The sequence below is a fragment of the Malikia granosa genome, assembly GCF_002980595.1.
GTDB lineage: Bacteria > Pseudomonadota > Gammaproteobacteria > Burkholderiales > Burkholderiaceae_C > Malikia > Malikia granosa.
The window spans coordinates 1-17,473 of sequence record NZ_PVLQ01000103.1 but is presented as its reverse complement, the minus strand read 5'-3'; the positions used below and the strand labels follow the sequence as shown (position 1 = coordinate 17,473).

Annotated in this window: 9 protein-coding genes and 1 pseudogene; 6 read left to right on the top strand and 4 right to left on the bottom strand. The window is 61.2% G+C overall.

Going from position 1 to position 17,473, the window contains the following annotated elements:
* Positions 1-73 precede the first annotated feature (73 nt).
* On the top strand, positions 74-1,066 hold the full coding sequence (locus tag C6P64_RS16545) for an IS5 family transposase (RefSeq protein WP_105749641.1): 993 nt from the start codon (positions 74-76) through the stop codon (positions 1,064-1,066).
* Positions 1,067-1,568: 502 nt separating this feature from the next.
* On the opposite strand, the pseudogene C6P64_RS16540 reads toward C6P64_RS16545, so the two are convergent.
* Both C6P64_RS16540 and C6P64_RS16535 read right to left on the bottom strand, forming a co-directional pair.
* Positions 1,569-1,889 (bottom strand): annotated as a pseudogene (locus C6P64_RS16540) (Y-family DNA polymerase); the annotation flags it as partial.
* A gap of 16 nt (positions 1,890-1,905) precedes the next feature.
* Positions 1,906-2,664, bottom strand: coding sequence for a LexA family protein (locus tag C6P64_RS16535; protein WP_245911770.1), 759 nt, complete (start codon positions 2,662-2,664; stop codon positions 1,906-1,908).
* A gap of 587 nt (positions 2,665-3,251) precedes the next feature.
* Between C6P64_RS16535 and C6P64_RS18640 the strand changes: the two genes are divergently transcribed.
* Together C6P64_RS18640 and C6P64_RS18040 are read left to right on the top strand one after the other, a co-directional pair.
* Positions 3,252-3,986 (top strand): hypothetical protein, encoded by a 735-nt coding sequence (locus C6P64_RS18640; protein ID WP_245911769.1) that lies wholly within the window; start codon positions 3,252-3,254, stop codon positions 3,984-3,986.
* A gap of 132 nt (positions 3,987-4,118) precedes the next feature.
* On the top strand, positions 4,119-4,280 hold the full coding sequence (locus C6P64_RS18040; RefSeq protein WP_146115958.1) for an H-NS histone family protein: 162 nt from the start codon (positions 4,119-4,121) through the stop codon (positions 4,278-4,280).
* A 395-nt stretch (positions 4,281-4,675) separates the two neighbouring features.
* Here the strand turns inward: C6P64_RS18040 and C6P64_RS16525 are convergent, their stop codons facing one another.
* Positions 4,676-5,077, bottom strand: coding sequence for a VOC family protein (locus C6P64_RS16525; RefSeq protein ID WP_105749639.1), 402 nt, complete (start codon positions 5,075-5,077; stop codon positions 4,676-4,678).
* Between the two features lie 1,506 nt (positions 5,078-6,583).
* On the opposite strand from C6P64_RS16525, the gene C6P64_RS16520 reads away from it, so the two are divergent.
* Complete coding sequence (locus C6P64_RS16520) at positions 6,584-9,694, top strand: hypothetical protein (RefSeq protein ID WP_105749638.1); 3,111 nt, start codon at positions 6,584-6,586, stop codon at positions 9,692-9,694.
* Positions 9,691-13,575 (top strand): helicase, encoded by a 3,885-nt coding sequence (locus tag C6P64_RS16515; protein WP_105749637.1) that lies wholly within the window; start codon positions 9,691-9,693, stop codon positions 13,573-13,575. Before C6P64_RS16520 ends, C6P64_RS16515 begins: the two co-directional genes overlap by 4 nt.
* Positions 13,576-13,586: 11 nt before the next feature.
* Here C6P64_RS16515 and C6P64_RS18035 read toward each other — a convergent pair whose 3' ends face one another.
* The gene (locus C6P64_RS18035) at positions 13,587-14,489 is read right to left on the bottom strand and encodes a hypothetical protein (RefSeq protein WP_146115957.1); all 903 of its coding nucleotides are present in this window, start codon (positions 14,487-14,489) and stop codon (positions 13,587-13,589) included.
* Positions 14,490-16,447: 1,958 nt separating this feature from the next.
* On the opposite strand from C6P64_RS18035, the gene C6P64_RS16510 reads away from it, so the two are divergent.
* Positions 16,448-17,395: a Mu transposase domain-containing protein gene (locus C6P64_RS16510; RefSeq protein WP_105749636.1), complete on the top strand. Its 948-nt coding sequence runs from the start codon at positions 16,448-16,450 to the stop codon at positions 17,393-17,395.
* Positions 17,396-17,473 lie beyond the last annotated feature (78 nt).

Genomic DNA, 17,473 nt, shown 5'->3' with positions numbered 1-17,473 from the left:
ACTTTCGGAAACCTTAGTAAAGGATGGTCTGCAAAACCTCCGCATGCAGCCCTGAATGTGAGACAGTGACAGCATGAAGCAGATGAGCCTGAGCACCACTGGATTTGAACGCAAGACCAAGAGAACGCGCAAGCGCGAGTTCCTCGACGAGATGAACCTGGTCGTGCCTTGGGCTGAGCTTGTGGGCTTGATTGCGCCACACGCGCCGGCGCGTGGCGCCAAAGGTGGTCGTCCACCGTTTGCTGTGGAAACGATGCTGCGCATTCACTTTTTGCAGCAGTGGTTCAACTTGTCTGACCCGGCCATGGAAGAAGCCCTTTATGACACGCCGATGTTCCGTGAGTTTGCCCGGCTGGACATGGGAGAGGACCATCTTCCCGACGAAAGCACCATCTTGCGTTTTCGCCATTTGCTCGAAGCTCACGATCTGAGCTTGCAAATCTTGGCAACCGTCAACGCCACGCTCACCGCCAAGGGTTTGCTGCTCAAGCAAGGCACAGTCGTGGATGCGACGTTGATTGCGGCGCCGAGTTCGACCAAGAACAGCACAGGCGCGCGCGACCCCGAGATGCACCAGACCAAAAAGGGCAACCAGTGGCATCACGGCATGAAGGCGCACATCGGCTCGGATGCCGATTTGGGGCTGGTGCACAGCGTGACCACCACAGCGGCCAACGCGCACGACATCACCCAGGCACACGCGCTGTTGCACGGCCAAGAAACGGACGTCTTTGCCGATTCGGGCTACCGGGGTATTGAAAAGCGCGAAGAAATTCAAGCCAAGCACCCGGATGTGAAATGGCACATCGCCATGATGCCTGGCAAGCGAAAGGCCATGGACAAGAGCACGCCCATGGGCAGCATCCTGGAGCGGTTGGAAAAGACCAAAGCCAGCATCCGTGCCAAGGTGGAACATCCGTTTCGTGTCATCAAGCGGCAGTTCGGCTACGTCAAGGTCAAGTACCGTGGGCTGGCAAAGAATACGGCCAATCTGATGACGCTGTTTGCACTGTCCAACCTGTGGATGGTGCGCAAACGACTCTTGAATATGGGGGCGCAGGGATGAGTGCGCCCAAAAACGGCCAAGGGGCCACGACTGGGGCTCAATACGCCCCGTATCTGCCCTTTGAACGCAAAAAAGTGTCGTCATCTGAAATAACAGCCCCAAGCCGCCGCGTCAGCGGTGGTTGTGCAGACCTTCCTTAATAGATCAGGCCGCCTCCGAACCCGCCGCCGCTCCATGCCCGCTTGTGGCCGAGAGCAGTCTCCGGCTGACATGCCTGCGACCGTCGGCTCTCGCTGCGTAGCAGTCATAGAGTCCTGGAGGTTGAACGGCAGCAATAGGTGGCCGAATTGAATGCAAATCGTTGATGAGTTTGGGATGGAAATCGGTGGAGGACTTGTTGTGCGAACGCCTAGTGGGTTTGCTCCAAAATACTCACCCGGGTGCCCACTTGGCTTCCGGGCAATGGTCGCCACTGCCAATGAAACGCAACAGCCCTACTCTGTTAATCGCAACACCAGTCAACGACTTCCTTCTCAAAGGAAACGCAACAGTAGCCTGGTGCACTTAAGTCGATGCTGTAGACCTCCTGCCGATGACCGAGCCGGCCCGCCAGGCTCATCATGCGGTCACTGATGTCGCCGTAGAGCGCGAAGTTGGCCGACAGCGCGACCAGGCCGGCTTCCTGCTCCAGATGCCGGATCTGGAACCAGGGCGCGCCCATCCGGATGCCCAGCGCCTTGGCCTCGTCCGATCGGGCGATCGCGCAGCCGTCGTTGTTCGACAGCACCACGACCGGTCTCCCGTGCAGCCTGGGATCGAAGATGCGCTCGCACGAGACGTAGAAGTTGTTGCCGTCGAGCAGGGCGTAGAGCGGCTGGGTCATGTCGGCTCGGACCGGGTCAACGGAAGCGCGTGACGGTCGAGGTCACCACGCCCCAGATGCGCAGCTCCTGGCCTTCCTGCGGGATGATCTCGGGGAAGTCGGGATTGGCCGGCAGCAGCTTGACGACACCGTCACGGCAGTACAGCTTCTTGCAGGTGAACTCCTCGTCCAGGATGGCGACGACGATGTCGCCATGCACCGGGGTGAGCGACTTGTCGACCACCAGCAGGTTGCCGTCGAAGATGCCGACGTCGCGCATCGACTCGCCACGTACGCGCACCAGCATCGTGGCTTCCTCGTGCTGGACCAACTCGGCATTGAGGTCGACGCGCTGGATGCGGTGGTCGGCCGCCGGCGACGGAAAGCCGGCTCGGGTCGGCGACTCGGCCAGGCCCAGGCCGCGCGCATAGGCCGCCGGGTCGATGCCGAGCGCCTGGGCAAGAGCCTGCGTGGTCGCGGGCAGGCTGTCCGGGGGACTGGACTCGAACAGCTCGCGCAGCGGGGCCGCGGCGCTCGTGTCTTCCTGCGGTCGGTCCAGCCAGCCGGCGGGTTGGCCGCTGGCTTCCTCGATCTGGCGCGCCAGCCGGAGGCCCAGCGGCTTGCCGGCCTTGTGCTGGCTCCACTGACTCGGCGACAACCCCAGGCTGGCGGCGAAGTCGCGTTCCTGTGCCTCTGCTCCACTGGCCAGCCGGCTCAGGCGCCATTGCAGCCAGAGCACCATCAGGCGGGCCTGGCGCGTGCGGGCGAGAGCAGGGGACGTGGGGGTTCGGGTCATGGCTGGACTATACAGTAAACTAATTTACCATTAAAGCCTTCCCTGCCGGATTCCAGACTTCTGACTGCTGCACGCCCCCAGTTTTCAGCACAATTATCTGAATCAGATAATTATCTGTAATGGATAAACCAGACTAAACATGGCCAGTTCCGACGTCTTTCACCGCCACGAGTACGCCCAGGACATGGCCCGGCAGCTGCTGCAGCCCAGTTCGCTGCAGCTGCAGGTGCGATCCGGGGTGTTCCTGTCCGGCATCCGCCGCATCGGCAAGACCACCTTTCTGCGCCAGGACCTGATCCCGACCCTGGATGCCATGGGGGCGCTGGTGATCTATGTCGACCTCTGGGCCGATCGCAGCAAGAGCACGGCCTCCTTGGTCCATGAAGCGGTACAGGACACCCTGACACAGCTGACCTCTTCCGGCTCCGGACTACTGGACAGCTTCAAGGGCTGGAACCTCGGGGTGGACGGCTTGTCCTTCGGCTTCCAGCTCGACAGCGTGGGCCAGAAGGGCGGTACCACCCTGGCACAGGCCTTCACCGAGCTCGTGGACCAGGTGCAGGCCAGCGTGGTGGATCGTCGACGAGGTGCAGCAGGCACTCGGATCCGAGGAGGGCAGCCACCTGATGTTCGCCCTCAAGGCGGCGCGCGACGCAGTCAACACCCGTCCGCAGACGCCGGGTCACTTGCTGATCGTGGGCACTGGTTCGCACAAGTCGCGGGTGACCGACATGGCCACACGGCGCTCGCAGCCGTTTTCCGGTGCGGTGTCGGCGCCCTACGAGCCGCTGGGGCGGGACTTCGTGCAGTGGAAGCGGCAGCAGCTCCAGGCCCTGCCGGGGGTGAAGCTGCCATGCGAGCAGGCGATGTGGGAGGGCTTCCTGGCCATGGGGCAGCGGCCCGAGGAGCTGCAGAACGCCCTGGTCCAGGTGCAGTCACGCGCGGAACCACCCGATCTGGCTTTCCCGATCATCTGCTCCACGCTCGCCTCGGCAGCAGCCGACGTGGAGATCGCCGCCGTCGAGGAACTCGGCACCCTGGCGGCTACGATCTTCAATCGCATCGCCCAGGGTGGCGAAGCCGGGGCGTCGGGCTTGTTTGCGGCGGAGGCCATGGCCGGCTATGCCGCGAGCATCGGTTCGGCAGTGGACACCCCTCAGGTACAGAACATGGTCGACCGGATGATGGCGGCCAACCTGATCATGCGGAAGTCGCACGGCGTCTATGCCGTCGCCGACCCGTTTGTGCGCCAAGTCTGGCTGCAGCGTGCGGCCCTGGAGGCGGTGTGGCAGACGCCAGCTCCGCCCGCGCCGGGTGGGTAAACTGCAGCGCGTGCTACCCAGCCTGGCAATCCGGAACAAGGCAACCTCCAGATCCCGTCCCTTCCGATGAAATCACGCCCCGACCGAGCTCACCGCAGACCATCTACGTCACCTCCCGTCAGGCAAGAACCCTTGACCGACCGCCGGTTCGAGGACCTGCTCCAGCAGGCCAGCGCCTTCTTTTCCCAGGCGGAGCGGGACCCCGAGGCCGAGCGGCAGGCCGCCATCGCGGAGATCATCGAGACCCTGGAACGCCATGGACTGACGGTGGAGGACTTGCGTGCTGCTGATTGAACGGGCGGAACGTTCTCGGTACCGTACTCGCATGGTAAATCAGTGAGATGCATCCTAGCGGTCAGTTCCTGAAGCTGCTCAACCTGCTGGAGAGCAAGGGCTTCCAGCCCGAGGTGTAAACCACACCTTTTTGTGCGATTGCGTAAGTAACTTATCGGTCGGCTTATCGAAGGAAGCTCGGTTCAGACTTGGTGACACGCACCACGCTCGAGACTCTGCTCAGCTGGGCAACATCACAGGGCGCTTCGCTCTGACACTGGACAAGGTCTTCATCTTCACGGTGGCGTTTCGGCATCAGGACACCGCGACTGGAACCGATCCCGTACAGGGTATCCAGGCGAATTCGAAGGCAGACTTCCATCGCTTGACCTTGCCCTTCATGGAAGTCAGACGATTCAGGTCAGGTCCATCAACGGGTTGTAGGCGACCTCCCACAAGAAGCCGTCCAGATCGGCGAAATACCCCGAGTAGCCGCCCCAGAACACTTGCTGTCCGGGCTTCTGTAGCGTGGCGCCCGCAGCGACGGCTTCAGCCAGCACGGCATCGACCTCCTCGGGCGATGCGACGTTATGCGCCAGGGTGAAGCCACTGAAGCCGGAACCAGTGCTGTCAACGTGGGCGTCCTCAGCCAGTTTCTCGCGCGGGAACAGTGCCAGGACCAGACCGCTAGCCATGTCCAGGAAGACGATGTCTTCGGTGCTCTCCGGCCTGACCACAAAGCCCAGGCGCTCATAGAAAGCGCGTGACCTCGGCAAATCGCCGACCCCCAGCGTGATGAGACTGATGCGCGGTTTCATCCTGATTCCCCCTCCCCTATATTGGGATGAGCGGCCATCTTATGCTCCTTCAATCCGGTGATGTGAACCTGCTGAAGTCGGCCAAGATTGCGGACGCGCTTGGGGACGGTGGAGCACCCACTGGCGCGCAGATTGCCCAGGGTGCCAGCGACAGGATCATAGGCAAGCAGGAAGAGTGCGGGGTTTTCTGCGAGGTAAAGAAACCCTTGGCAGGCCCCGAGGAAAAGCCGCCACGCGGTGAGGTCCGCGAAGCGGGCGCCCGGGGGTGCAGGCGAGGTTGGACCTTTTCCTGCGCCACACCTCCCCATCCAAGCTCTAAGCTCTCGAGAAAGCTTGCCCACCCCCGAATTTATGAGTAGGGTGGGTGAGCTCTCCGACGTTAGAGAAGAGTCATGTAGCCTCCCCGAGCTCTCCGACTTCCACAGGACCTGGTTCGATCGGATGGGGCTCAGGACTTTTTTGGGACAGTGGCCTTGCGATTTTCGGGCAAAAGGCGATTCAACCGGTGCATGCAGACAATACGGCCAACGGCTTTCCTATGGATCCTAGCCTGGATCCACGCTTTGCGGCTCATTGGGCTGCCCAGGAGTTGCTGGACCCGAACACTCCAGGCAGCTCGACACCACCTCTGGAGGATCTCGACTGGCGCCGGCGCAGGCGCCTTGGGAGAATCTGCCTCGGCGTCAGGATCGGCTTCAGCTGCCGCCCATTGAAGCGCCGAGTCGCACACCGATCTGGATTCCACGCTGGCTGCCATTCGGATAGACACCGGGCACCAGAAGGTGCTTCTTGATCATGTCTGACGAAAGCTTCTAGCGCGCCTTCCCGGCCATGCTGAAAGAGTGCGGGCGGGTGTACTACTCAGGGAACACAGCTGTGATCACCATGGGGCGCGCCACGGCGCGAGAGGACCAGCGGTAATTGACTGCATCGCGTGTCGGTTCCGTCGTGCACAGGGTCAACTTGAAATGGTCCCGTGAAGGCGCCTGCCCGATAGTGTTCCCGTCCTCCGGGTGGAATACCCTGAAGGGACGGTCCGACAGTCTCCAGTCAGACGTCTGGAACGGTATCGGCCCTGGTCACAAAAATGAGGTCGTCGAGGTGGGTAACAAGGCGACGGTGGATGCCAAGCTGAAGGTGACGAGGCGATCTCTCTGCAAGCGCGAAATCGCAAACTGATCCGGCACGGCGCGGCCGCCGCACGGAAAAATCCTGACGCAGCTGACAGCGGCGCTGAAGGCGACAGCCCAGATTCTGGAACAGCGGCCAAGAAGTCACCTCTGCAGGAGCCGGGCAAGGTCGACCCGTGGAACTGGTGGAAACAACCGGCTGAACCTATTCACAGACAGCCAGCCGAAGCCGCGACGGTGTGGCATATTCAACATTTCAGGCACCACAACAAAGCAAAAGACAGATAAACTAATGTAAGCAAAAAGAAAATCCACCCACGAGACTGGTCCGCTCGCGGTGTGAAGTGGCCCACCTGCCAAGAAAAGGAGCCGACCCATGTCCACTACCCCTTTCAGGGGCGGTTCGAGTGTGCACGCTCATTCCGTCACCCCGTCCCTCAACCTGGCCAAGCTCGCCGAACTGCTGGCCAAGGCCCTGCCCCCAATTGCCGCATCGGCCCAGAAAGCGCTGCCGCTGGTCACCTGTGACGGCTCGAAGCTCGTCATCAACACCCGGGGCGTGTTGATGCGCCTCTATGGCGACGCGGAATTCATCCAGCAATTCGCGCCAGGCGCAGACTCTGGATTCGTTCGCGACCTGCTCGTGCCTCCACGAGGGACTACAGCCAGGGTCGGCGGCCGTCTGCTCCATGGCACCGAGACGGCGGCCACGAAGGGCATCGAGAAGCTTCACAGCGCCGCTTCCGCTGCGCTGGACGAGGCACTCGCGGGAGTCGACCTTTCCAGACTGACGGTTGACTCGCTGGACAGCGCACTGCAGCTGATGGCGAACACGGTCAACGAACGTCGGCCTTCCGTTCTGACCGGCGCTGCGCTGGTGCCGGTGGTATTCGCCTCGAATGACCGCCACGCCAATGAGCGTGCCAAGGACATCGGCAAGGTACTGACCGCCATTGAGACCATCGACGCACCGGACCGGCTAGAAGAGCTCTGCAAGGGCATTGCCAACAAGATGCGCAGCGAGGATGCCGACGACGAGGACATCGAGGAAACCGTCCGAGAAATCATGAGTCGGCGCAACCGGCCGGGCGACCAGATTCGCGAATTTCTCAACTTCCTCGATGACGAGGCCCTGGCCCGCGTGCGGCTCCAGGTCACGATGGGGCTGATGGATGCGTTGGCAGCCCAAAGCAACAAGGCGGGGTTCAAGGCCTATGTCGCCAGGGTCAGGGCGTGCTTCGAGCAGTTCGCCGGCGTCAAGGGCAACGCCGTTCTGCTGGACCCGAGCCTCGTCTATGGTCAAGCCAACGTGTCCGACCTGGGTGAGCATCTGCGCAAGGCCCTCTTCTACAGCTGCCTGCCCGTTTGGGCAGAAGGTTCCGCGCAGCTCTTCGAGACGCGCACCGAAGATGGAAAGACGCAACGTGAAGTGTCCTACCGCTTCCGGGTGAACGGCAAAAACCCGCAGACAGGACAGTCGGCTTTCGTGTCGCGTATGGAGCGGCTCCAGGACCGCCTCTTCAACGAGGAGGCGGATCGCTCGTACGTTCGCCGGGACGTTGCCGAACTCGTCTTCCTCTATCTCGTCACTCCTGACTCGCTCGACGCACCGACGGCGATCAACACCGAAGTCGAAGCCAGGCGGATCGAGGCACAGCTCAAAAGCGCCCCGCGCCGCACGCTGCTCGCCTTGTATGGCGCCTTGGCCATGCGGGAGACAGCGATGGATGACATCGCCGGCGAACTGGTCGACCTGCTGCGCAACAAGGCCAACAAGATCGTCAGCCGCGCCAATCAGGTGGCCGACAGGTTCACGGTCTCGGTACGTCGCGGCATCCTCAATGCGGAAGCGCTCGACTCGCTGACCTCGAAGACCGACATCCTCGTGAAGCCTGGGCAAGGCGAGGACTCGATTGCCTGGTTCGAACACCTGACCGTTTCCCAGGAGGACTTCGTCCCCGGCAGTCTCATGTCCTACGTGGTTCGCACGCAGATCAAGGAGCGCGCCCTGTCCGTCGCCGGTGACGCTCGGACGGTGGCGATGCGACGTGACCTCAGCCAGCCCGTATTGCCGGTCAGGTTCGTGCCCTTCCGCTGGCTCAAAGAAGAAAGCCAGTGGGTGCCTGACCTCGCCCTGGAAAAGACCTTCGACACTGGAAACGGGGTCGACATCCAGTACGACCTCGGAGTGCTGCGACTGTCGAGGGACAAGAACGAGGCGGAAAAGGCCCGGTCGGAGCAACTGCGAGCGGCCAGCATCACGGCGCTGGCCCTGATCCTCTATGTCCTGCTGTGGGAACTGCAGCGGCGGGTGAGAGCCGCCAGGGCCAACACGTCCATCACCATGGTCCGCCTGCAGCACTCTGGTCGCAAGCTCTCCCGAGAAGAAGACGCCAAAGACCCCAACACCGCCGTCTACGCCATCAGCCAGGCGCTGGAGAAAGCGCTCGCACGCGAAGGCGGCATCAAGCTCCAAGGCCTGACCACCATGGCGTCCAAGCCGGGGGACCTTCGCTGGAAGCGTATTGGCGCGTTGAACGCCCTCCTCGGTGGCCAGCCGATGAAGTTCGGCTTCGACGGGTCACTGGACAAGGTCGCTCTGGTCACCTACGTCACGCGGCCGTGCGACTCGCACCCCGCACACATGGACGCGGACGGCTACCTGTTCATGAGCCGGACCTATGTCGCCGAGCGCACAGCCGACGGCGCGACCCTGCAGATGCACAGCATGCGGTCCCGCCTGGTGGAAAACAGGAAGGAGTTCAAGAATCCTCAGCCGATCCTGGAAGAAATTGCCCGTCTTCGTGCTGCGGGGTATGAACATGTGATGCTGCTGTCGCATCACTTCGGCAACCGCCATATCGGGCGTGCTGCCGAACGCCATGCACCGCACGGCACGCTGGAGTTCCTGGACGCGGCGATGCAGCGTTTCCCTGACCTCAACCTGTATGCCCTTCGCCGCGACGTGTTCCCGGCCACCCGTCTGCGCCGACGGAACATTACGGAAAGCGGATTCGAAGTGGTCAATTTCAAGGACCACCAGGAAATGTACGCCCAGATGTCGCAGGACGTCTTGCGCAGCGTGATGCCGGTCTACACCTTCGCCACCTTGGCGGTCGTCGGTGACGACAAGGACCGCCCGCAGTCGGGTTTCTGCACCTACTTCTACGACGCCGAACAGCGCGTCACGAACCTCGAGGCCGCGAAGACCGCCGAGATGAACATACTGGGCATCGGCCAGACCGCTGGAGTGCACCAATCGCTCGTCAGCGTCTTGCGGGCGATCCACTTCCTCGAAAGCGAGAAGCCGTCGGCGAAGTCCATCTTGCTGCCGGTTCTCGACCCGTTCGACTGGGCCAATCCGACCAAGACCAGCGCATCGGGCGAGATTGAGATCATGAGCCGTCGCGGCAGCCGCAGCGTGCTGCTGTCCCTTCCTGCAGTGCTGGCACATGTCACGAAGGTCCTCCACAAGGAGTCCCAGTGAGCGAGCTGACCTTCCAGAAGCAGGCTGAATACTGGGGCCAGGCTTACGAGGTATTGGTCAAGCGAGGGGTGCTCGCCCATCTCGTCGAGTCTGGTCTCATCCGTCGGGACAGGCCCGGCCTGAAGCGATGGAAGGAGTTCCATTTGCTCGAGATCACGAAACAGCTCTGGCTGAAGCTCGACATCATCGACCACGCCATGCGAGAGGTGGTGTCCTCGAGAGTGCGGCACCTGTCGCTCACGGCTTACGGCGTCGGCTACACGGCGATGCGCGCCTATGTCGAGCAAGTCAGGAAGCAGATCAATTCTGCCGACAGCCTGGAAGTGCGTGCCCTCTGGTGCCCGCTCACGCTGCCGGGCGAGTCCACCCTGGAGCAATCCGCTCGCGAGGAGACGCGGCAGGCCTTTTACGAGGAGTTCGGCCTGCATGGCATCGTCGACCCGGCCTGGTCCAGGAAGGGTCAGCCCGCCAATTCGGACTTCACCCTCTGGCTCACGTCGCCCCGCAAGCGCAAGCAAGACGACTTCCTGCTGGTGCAGGAGTATTCGTTCAGCATGCCGCCGGAACTGCTGGACTTCCGTGAGCAAGGCGCCCATCTCGATGAGCTGTTGCGCCATCGACGGGTCGTGGACTCGCGCAGTGTGTTCGCACGCGTGTCGGCTGAAGTCGACGGCGAGGAGTTCAAGCTGTCGCCGGACATCGCGAACTACCTGGGCGCTCTCACCTCCCATGACAAGCCTCTGTACAAGCTCTGCCAGGCAAGCTCTTACGCGGAATCGACGGCACACCTGCTTCAGCAGCAAGGGCTGCTGCAAAAGGCCTGCACCGTGCGAGCGCTTGCCATCACACCCCATGGTCTGGAAAGCCTGGCAGCCCGATTCGTGACAGAGCAGCCAGCCGAACCTCGGTGCAGGCTGATGGGTCAGATGGGAAAGGCCTACCGCGAGACCCACAAGCTCGCCGACGGGGATGACTCCGGCCTCGAGAAGCAGGTCGAAAAGATGTTCCGGGGCATGCTGAACAAGCTGCCACGACGGCTCAAGGCCGGCATGAAGGCCCTACGGAGAGAGCCGGAGGTGGGCCGTGACTATGTCTTCGAGTTCGACGAAACCGTTCCGAATTTCGCCAACCCGACTGACCAGTTCCCTATTGACGACGCCGTGGCCCTGGTCGAAGAGACCGAAGAGCTGCAGGCCTACTTTGGAGGCCCTGCCCGCCAAGTCATCGGCACCTCGATGCGTGACTTTGCGCGCGGTGCACCGACCCTGTCGCTGCGCGACATGCACGCAGCTGCCATCGTCGCCGGCATGCAGTCTGCCAAGACCGGCCAACTGAACGTGCTGGCCTTGGAGGGTAACCCTGGCATCGGCAAGACGACGGCGATTCGTACCCATCTGGGCCAGAAGCAGGATGGCTACCTGTTTCTCTACCTCAGCCCCCGGGTCGTGATCAACCGAGACGTCACGCAGAGCCTAGCCCGGCAGGACATCACCCATGAGCCGACGGGCATCCTTACCCTGACCACCAACGCGGCCCTGATTGCTGCGGCCGAGAGGTGGCATGACAAGCTGGTCGAACAGGGCCTCGCCACGAAACGCCGCATCGAATGCGTCGTGGTTGCCGACGGCGTGGCTGACCTGGTGAAACCCGACAACACCACCCTTCTGGTGCTCACACCGGAACAGGAGGAAGAAATCGACGCAGAGGTCGCGGGCCACAAGCTGCAGAAGGCCACCCTGTCGGAGCACGAGGACTTTGTGAAGGACCGCCCTCTGATGGGTGTGCTCAAGGGGATGGCCCTCACGTCCAAAGAACTGCTCGCACTCAACCCAGAGGTGAACCGCGTGGTGCTGACCGCGGCCCTTCAGGGCTTCCGGGAGCGCGCGAACCAGAAGACCACCCTCGATGCGCTTTCACAAATCTTCAAGAACCAGTCCATCTCGCCTGCTGGTCGAGCCGAACGGAGCCTGTTCGCCAGGCGCATGCCCACCATCGTGGTCATGGTCGACGAGCTGGCAGGAGACGGCGCCGGAGCGCCGTTCGTGCATGCGATCGCCGAGTGGCTGTCAAATGAATTCATCGACTGCTTCGAAGAGGCCGGGGAGCAAAGCCCCTTTGCCGTGACGCTCGTGGTGTCGGACGCATCGCTGGGGAACGAGGTTGTGCTGGACCGCTACCTGAACGCCGGTGACCAGTCGCCCGACAAGATGCTGGTGTCCAAGTCAGCAGGCGAGAAACCATTCCGCGTCACAGCGACGAAGGTGAAAATTGCCCGCAAGCGACGCCCGACCCTGCACGTCATGACGAACAGCTTCCCGGCCAGCGAGCTTCACATCCACTACCGGGTCAAGATGACGTCGGTGGACATTCAGGAGAAGCCAACAGGCGAGCAGGAGACCCCGCGGCAGGCCATACAGCGTGTGGCCGCTGAAGCCGTCTTGAACAACGCAGCCACCGAGGTACTGAAGGCGCTGGACGCGGGAGCACAGCAAGTCATCTACTTTGCCCAGGACAAGGTCTTCCTGCGCTTGCTGCAGGACAAGCTCATCGCGCTTGACCCCGATCGACTCGAAGCTGGCAACGTCCACATCCTCGACGCATCAGTCCCGGGGTGGCGGCGCAAGAAGCTTGTCGAGCCGGCAGTCCGCGACACGGCGAAGGTGTTCCTGATGACTTCTTCGGGCGCCCGAGGAGTGTCGTTCCCCAAGACGGACTGGATTCTGGCGAGCGTGCCCAGGTTCAACATCGAGGCGGGGCTGATGGAGATTGCTCAGCTCATCTACCGTGGTCGGGGCCGGTACCACGACGAGCACGGCGAGTCGGTGTCCGGCGACAGCGTGCCACGCCACCTGGTCATGCTCGTCGACGATTACCTCGTGGCCGAAGATAGAGACGCCCGACAGTGGCTGCGTCAGTCGCTCGACTTGATGACGCTGCTGGTCATGCTGCGGTCGACCATCCTGACGCGCATCACTGGGGACTCCGACCTGCGCCAGAAGCTGGCCTTGGTACCCGTCGGTGCTGTCGGGGTCGACGAACTCATTAGCCTGATGTCGCAGTATGTCTCGCAGTTCATGCGCGAGGCGGAGATCTTCAAGGTCCAGGATCGCGACAAGGAACTGCAGGCCCTCGCTGGTCGGGCGCAGGGCAACGTGGACGAAATCTTCTCGCGCACGAAACTACATGGCGTGGCCAAGCGGGGCGCCGACGGGCGCACACTGGTCAAGGCTGATAGCATTCGCGAGCTCATGGACCTGGTCACGCACGGACTGTCCCCGTTGCTGGTGGCCGCCGATGTGGGCACGAGCCTGCCCGACCATGTCAGCTTCTCCGGCCCGACGATCGTCGAATCCTGGGCCGACTTCGAGAAGCGGGAAATCTTCTCGTTCGAAGGTCATGCGACCCAGATCAGCCGGGCCACCAGAAGCTTGATGGGTCAGCTCAAGGCCATCGAAGAGGAACGCCAGTTTCCGCCAGTGCTCCGGAACCCGGCGGCGAATTTGCGCAAGCTGCTGCAACGAGAACAGCATGATGCAGCCAACGAGTTCCGGACGCTGAAGGAGTTGAAGTCACCCAACACCTGGGTTGCCCTACCGGCGGGCTACTTCCAGTTACTGCACGCTGAGACCCACGATGAGGGCCAGAGGTTCCGACTCGATGACCCTGAGCAGTGGCATGAGGCGTTAGGCCGCACGCTGAATGCGGGGTCGGCGGTGATGCCGCCACTGCCCAAGTACGAATCGTTCCCCTGGGCCGCAGCGGTTGGCGAGGTAAATCCTCTGAAGCTGGACCTGGTATTCAACGACTGCTACTTCATGGCCTCGAACGAGCTGAATCTGCTCAACACGCTGCTGCTGGCGAACAGCGAAGGGGGTGAGTAGCCTGAAAATGTTCAAGAATCGCAGGGTTCTGTTGTGGGGGTCTTGCGTGACTTCTTGGCCACACTCGCGACTCTCTTTCGGCTGCGACTAGAAATCACACCCTTGCGCACAACGACTTTTCCAGCGTTGTCACCGTTTTCGACGAGATGACACCCAGCCCATCCCGTGACTTCTTGGACCCGTGCCAGAGACTTTTTGAGAGCGTGCCGCCACTTGCTCTCTTGCATGGACTCACGTCCCGTGAGCGATTTCAAAGTGGCTGGGAACATCGGATATACAGTTATGTGCGATGAGTAGAAAGCATGCAAGGCTTTCGCAAGCGAATCCCCCGCAAGCTCCTCGCGCTCTGTTCCGGAAAGCGCCATCCAGTCGCCGTTCGCTAGTAGTTGAGCCACCCCGTCTGAGACAGTCACTCTGAAGTCATACGGTTTGTCTTCATCGAAGCGCTCTACAGATGACAAAAGTCGAGTTCTGCCTACCACACCCAGCGCCTCGTAGGAAAACTCTGCGCGAATCAGTCGCTGCAACGAATCTTCCAGCAATAGGTCTGTCTTGCCACCCCGAGCCCGTCCCGTCAATGCTTCACTTCGCTTAAAGTAGACCCAGGCACGATCCTTCGGAGCACCGTACCGATAGAGACGTGACAGAAGCCAAAAAAACAGGTCTGCGTCAGTTTGCGACAAGCGCACACCCGCAACTTGATCGATTTTATATTGTGATAATGCCGATAGCTTTAGTGGCTCCATCACTTCAGGACGCACCGCCCCGCCAGTGTAGTCCAGTGTGCTGAACGCAGCACTTCTAACAAGTATGTTGGGAGCGATCCGTGTTTCCTCCCAAAAGCCAAACGGCAAGTTCAGCTCAGGCCAGATGGATGACTGGGCAGTTTCTTCTTGCACAGATAGTGCTCCCATGAAGCTATAATCAGGAAATTATAGCTACTTCATGGACTGGCGGCTAAACGGATATGGACTAGCGGATAAAATCCTTGGACCAGAGGCTTTTCGACCCGTCATATCTCGTTGATTTTCTTAGGAAAAATGTAGCCTAAGACATCTTAATTAGACTCTATATATCAAGTCAAGGGGCTACGCCCCCTCGGCGGCTCACACACATAAAACAAAACTCATAGCCGCCGAGCCTCCCCCCAACTCCTTAGCGTGACAACACTCCTGAGAGCTTCAGAAGCATTGAGACTCGAGGTTATGTATCAGTGTAGCTGAAAAAGCGACACGCGAGGAGAGCTTCGTTTGAGTTGCAAGACCTGCTGCCATATCAAAAGACCAACAACCCTTAGCCCGCCGATCCTGCGTGGACTGGCGCAAACTCACAGACCAGTCAACGAGATTGATTACCTGTACTCTTGTGCCAGCATCGGCCTTCAGTTTCGCCACGTTAGCCGCTCAAGCATGTTCCTGGTCGGCCACGACTCTCCTGAGGAAGTACAAAGCTCATCTTACGATCTTGCGGGACAACAAGATCAAAGAGCCGTACATGAAAATCACGTGAAATAACCGAGATCGAAAGCATGATGCGCTGAGCAGCAGACAGCTGCCTCACTACACGACCAGGATGTGCGATTACTGCAAGGCTTGCGCTGACTAGGCGCGAGCCTTTTCTATTTCTTGAAAGCTTGACGCAGCGCTTGCTTGATGCTCAGGCACTGTTCTCTTGGTGGCGGACTTCGAGAGGGAACTTCGCCAACCAGGACGGCCGGGGCCGTCATGGGGTACCGCAGGAGCTTAAAGGCAGGCCAGCTAGGGGCCGAAGCGTAGGAACTTTCACGGGAGGACGGATGAAGCCTCACTCGCACAGTGTTTCTCTTGGTGGCGGACTTCGAGGGGAAACTTCGCCGGCCAGGACGGCCGGGGCCGTCACAGCGCACCGCAGGTGCGCAATGGCAGGCCAGCTATGGGCCGAAGCGACGGACTCGTACTGGGCTATCGGCTGACACCATACACGAGTGCTGGCTATCCTGGTTGCTGTGTTCGATGGGCTTGCGCCAGGCGTGCTGTGTCGATGGCCGCTGCGTACTTGGGCATTCGCTTCGCATGGAGCTGAATCTGCGCCAAGCCTGCTTGATAGTGCGCCAGGCTGAAGACCTTGGCTTCGTTGCATGGCCGGCACATGTGCGTAAGGTTGCTCACGAGATTCGAACCGACACGGCTAGATGAGGCAACCTGCAGCGGCAACTTCGTCGCATCGGAGTAGGCACACTGCGGCCCCACTTTTTGAGCAGGTCAGCCTTCAAAGCCGTGCAACTACTCTTGCTGCAATTCGACGCCGTAGATCTACTGGTCGCATTGATGATGGCTTCCCCTCCGGTTCTGGTGATCCTCCTTTCCAAAAGCTTTAGGCTGCTGCGTATATCTCCCTCGCCAGCAGGGATATGTGTGGGCGAGGGTACGTGCCAGTCTCCGGTGACGGATGTGGTTGGGGGGCGGTTGGCCAACTAGGAGCGTCGTTCGCGGACGCAGCGCCACGCCTTGCCACGCCGAAGGGGTGTCGCGGAGGCTTAACCGGTAAAGCGCCTCGCGGCAAATCGAAAGCGCCTGGCTCGCACAGCTCCGGTCGGTTAAGCCACATCCCCAGGGTGGCGCAAAAAAGTAGCATCGCTGGGCCCCTGGTTGCGAACCCGTGCACCATCTTGCTGCGCACGAGGTAGCTGTGCAGTAAGCCGTACTTGTCGAGCCGGGTGCACTGGTAGCTGCAGCGCCCGGTGCCCTTGATTGCCAGAGTGGGCTTGTGCCAGCCGTTGAGGGCGGAGACCTCGCAGACGCAGATGGCATCCAAGGCGTAGGGCTTCGGAATCTTGTGCTGATGCTGGTTGAACTTCGTGCGCCCGCCGGTGGCAACCTAGACCGGCAGCCAGGTGGCCTTCAAGGCGTTCGCCAGGCCTCAGTACGTCGTGGCGTTGAAGGCAGCCGCATCCTTCGGCGGTTACCGCTTCCGAATTGACCCTTGTCCGCCGCATGACTGGCAGAAGAAAGGCGTCGTCGAGGCCGGGGGCAAATACGTCAAGGGCAACATCTTGCCGCTGGGCCAACTTCGCGACCTGTCCGACCTCAACGCACAGGTTCGAGCCCGGGTGATGATTGAGGCCGGTCAGCGCTGCCACAGCACTACTCGCGTTGCACCCTTGAAGCTATTCACGCTGGAGCGTCCGCATCTGCAGCCCTTGCCTGATCAGGCGCCTGACCTGGGCAGCTGGCACCAGATCAGCGTGCACCGTGATTGCCACGTCAAGTTCGATCATTGCCTGTACTCGGCCCCGTTGGCCTGGGTCGGTAATACGCTGTGGCTGCGTGCCACGGACAGCAGCGTATTGCTGTTCCACGACCACTTGCTCGTGGCCAGTCACGCACGCAGCCTGCACCCGGGTCAGCGCATGACGGTACATGACCACATGCCACCCAAGGCGCGATGGTTCTTCGCCCATGACGGGCAGTGGCTGGAACAGCATGCCTATGCCATCGGGGCGTCATGCCTGCAGCTGATCGAGCGCCTGCTGTCGGACCGAATCGTCGAGCGCCTGCTCGCCGCCCAATGCGTTTTCGCCTTGGCCAAGACCTATGGCGCCTGGAAGGTGCTTGCACTCGGGCCTTGGCGCATGACAGCCCGCATTACGCCACCGTCAAGTCCATCCTCAAGAGCGGTGCCGACCGCCAGCCCTTGGAGGGCAGTGCTGCCGAGCAGGTCTACTCGCTCCATCGCTTCCTTCACTCCGCCGCCAGCCTGTTCGCTCCCATCCAGCCCGAGCTGCTTCATTGAGACCGCCGCCATGAATCCGATTCCCGAGCTCAGCCCTCAACTCCAGTAACTGCGCCTGTCCGGCATACTTAACTCCCTGGAGGCCCTTAACCGAAAGGTCATCGAGTCTAGGGCGTGTCATCAATCG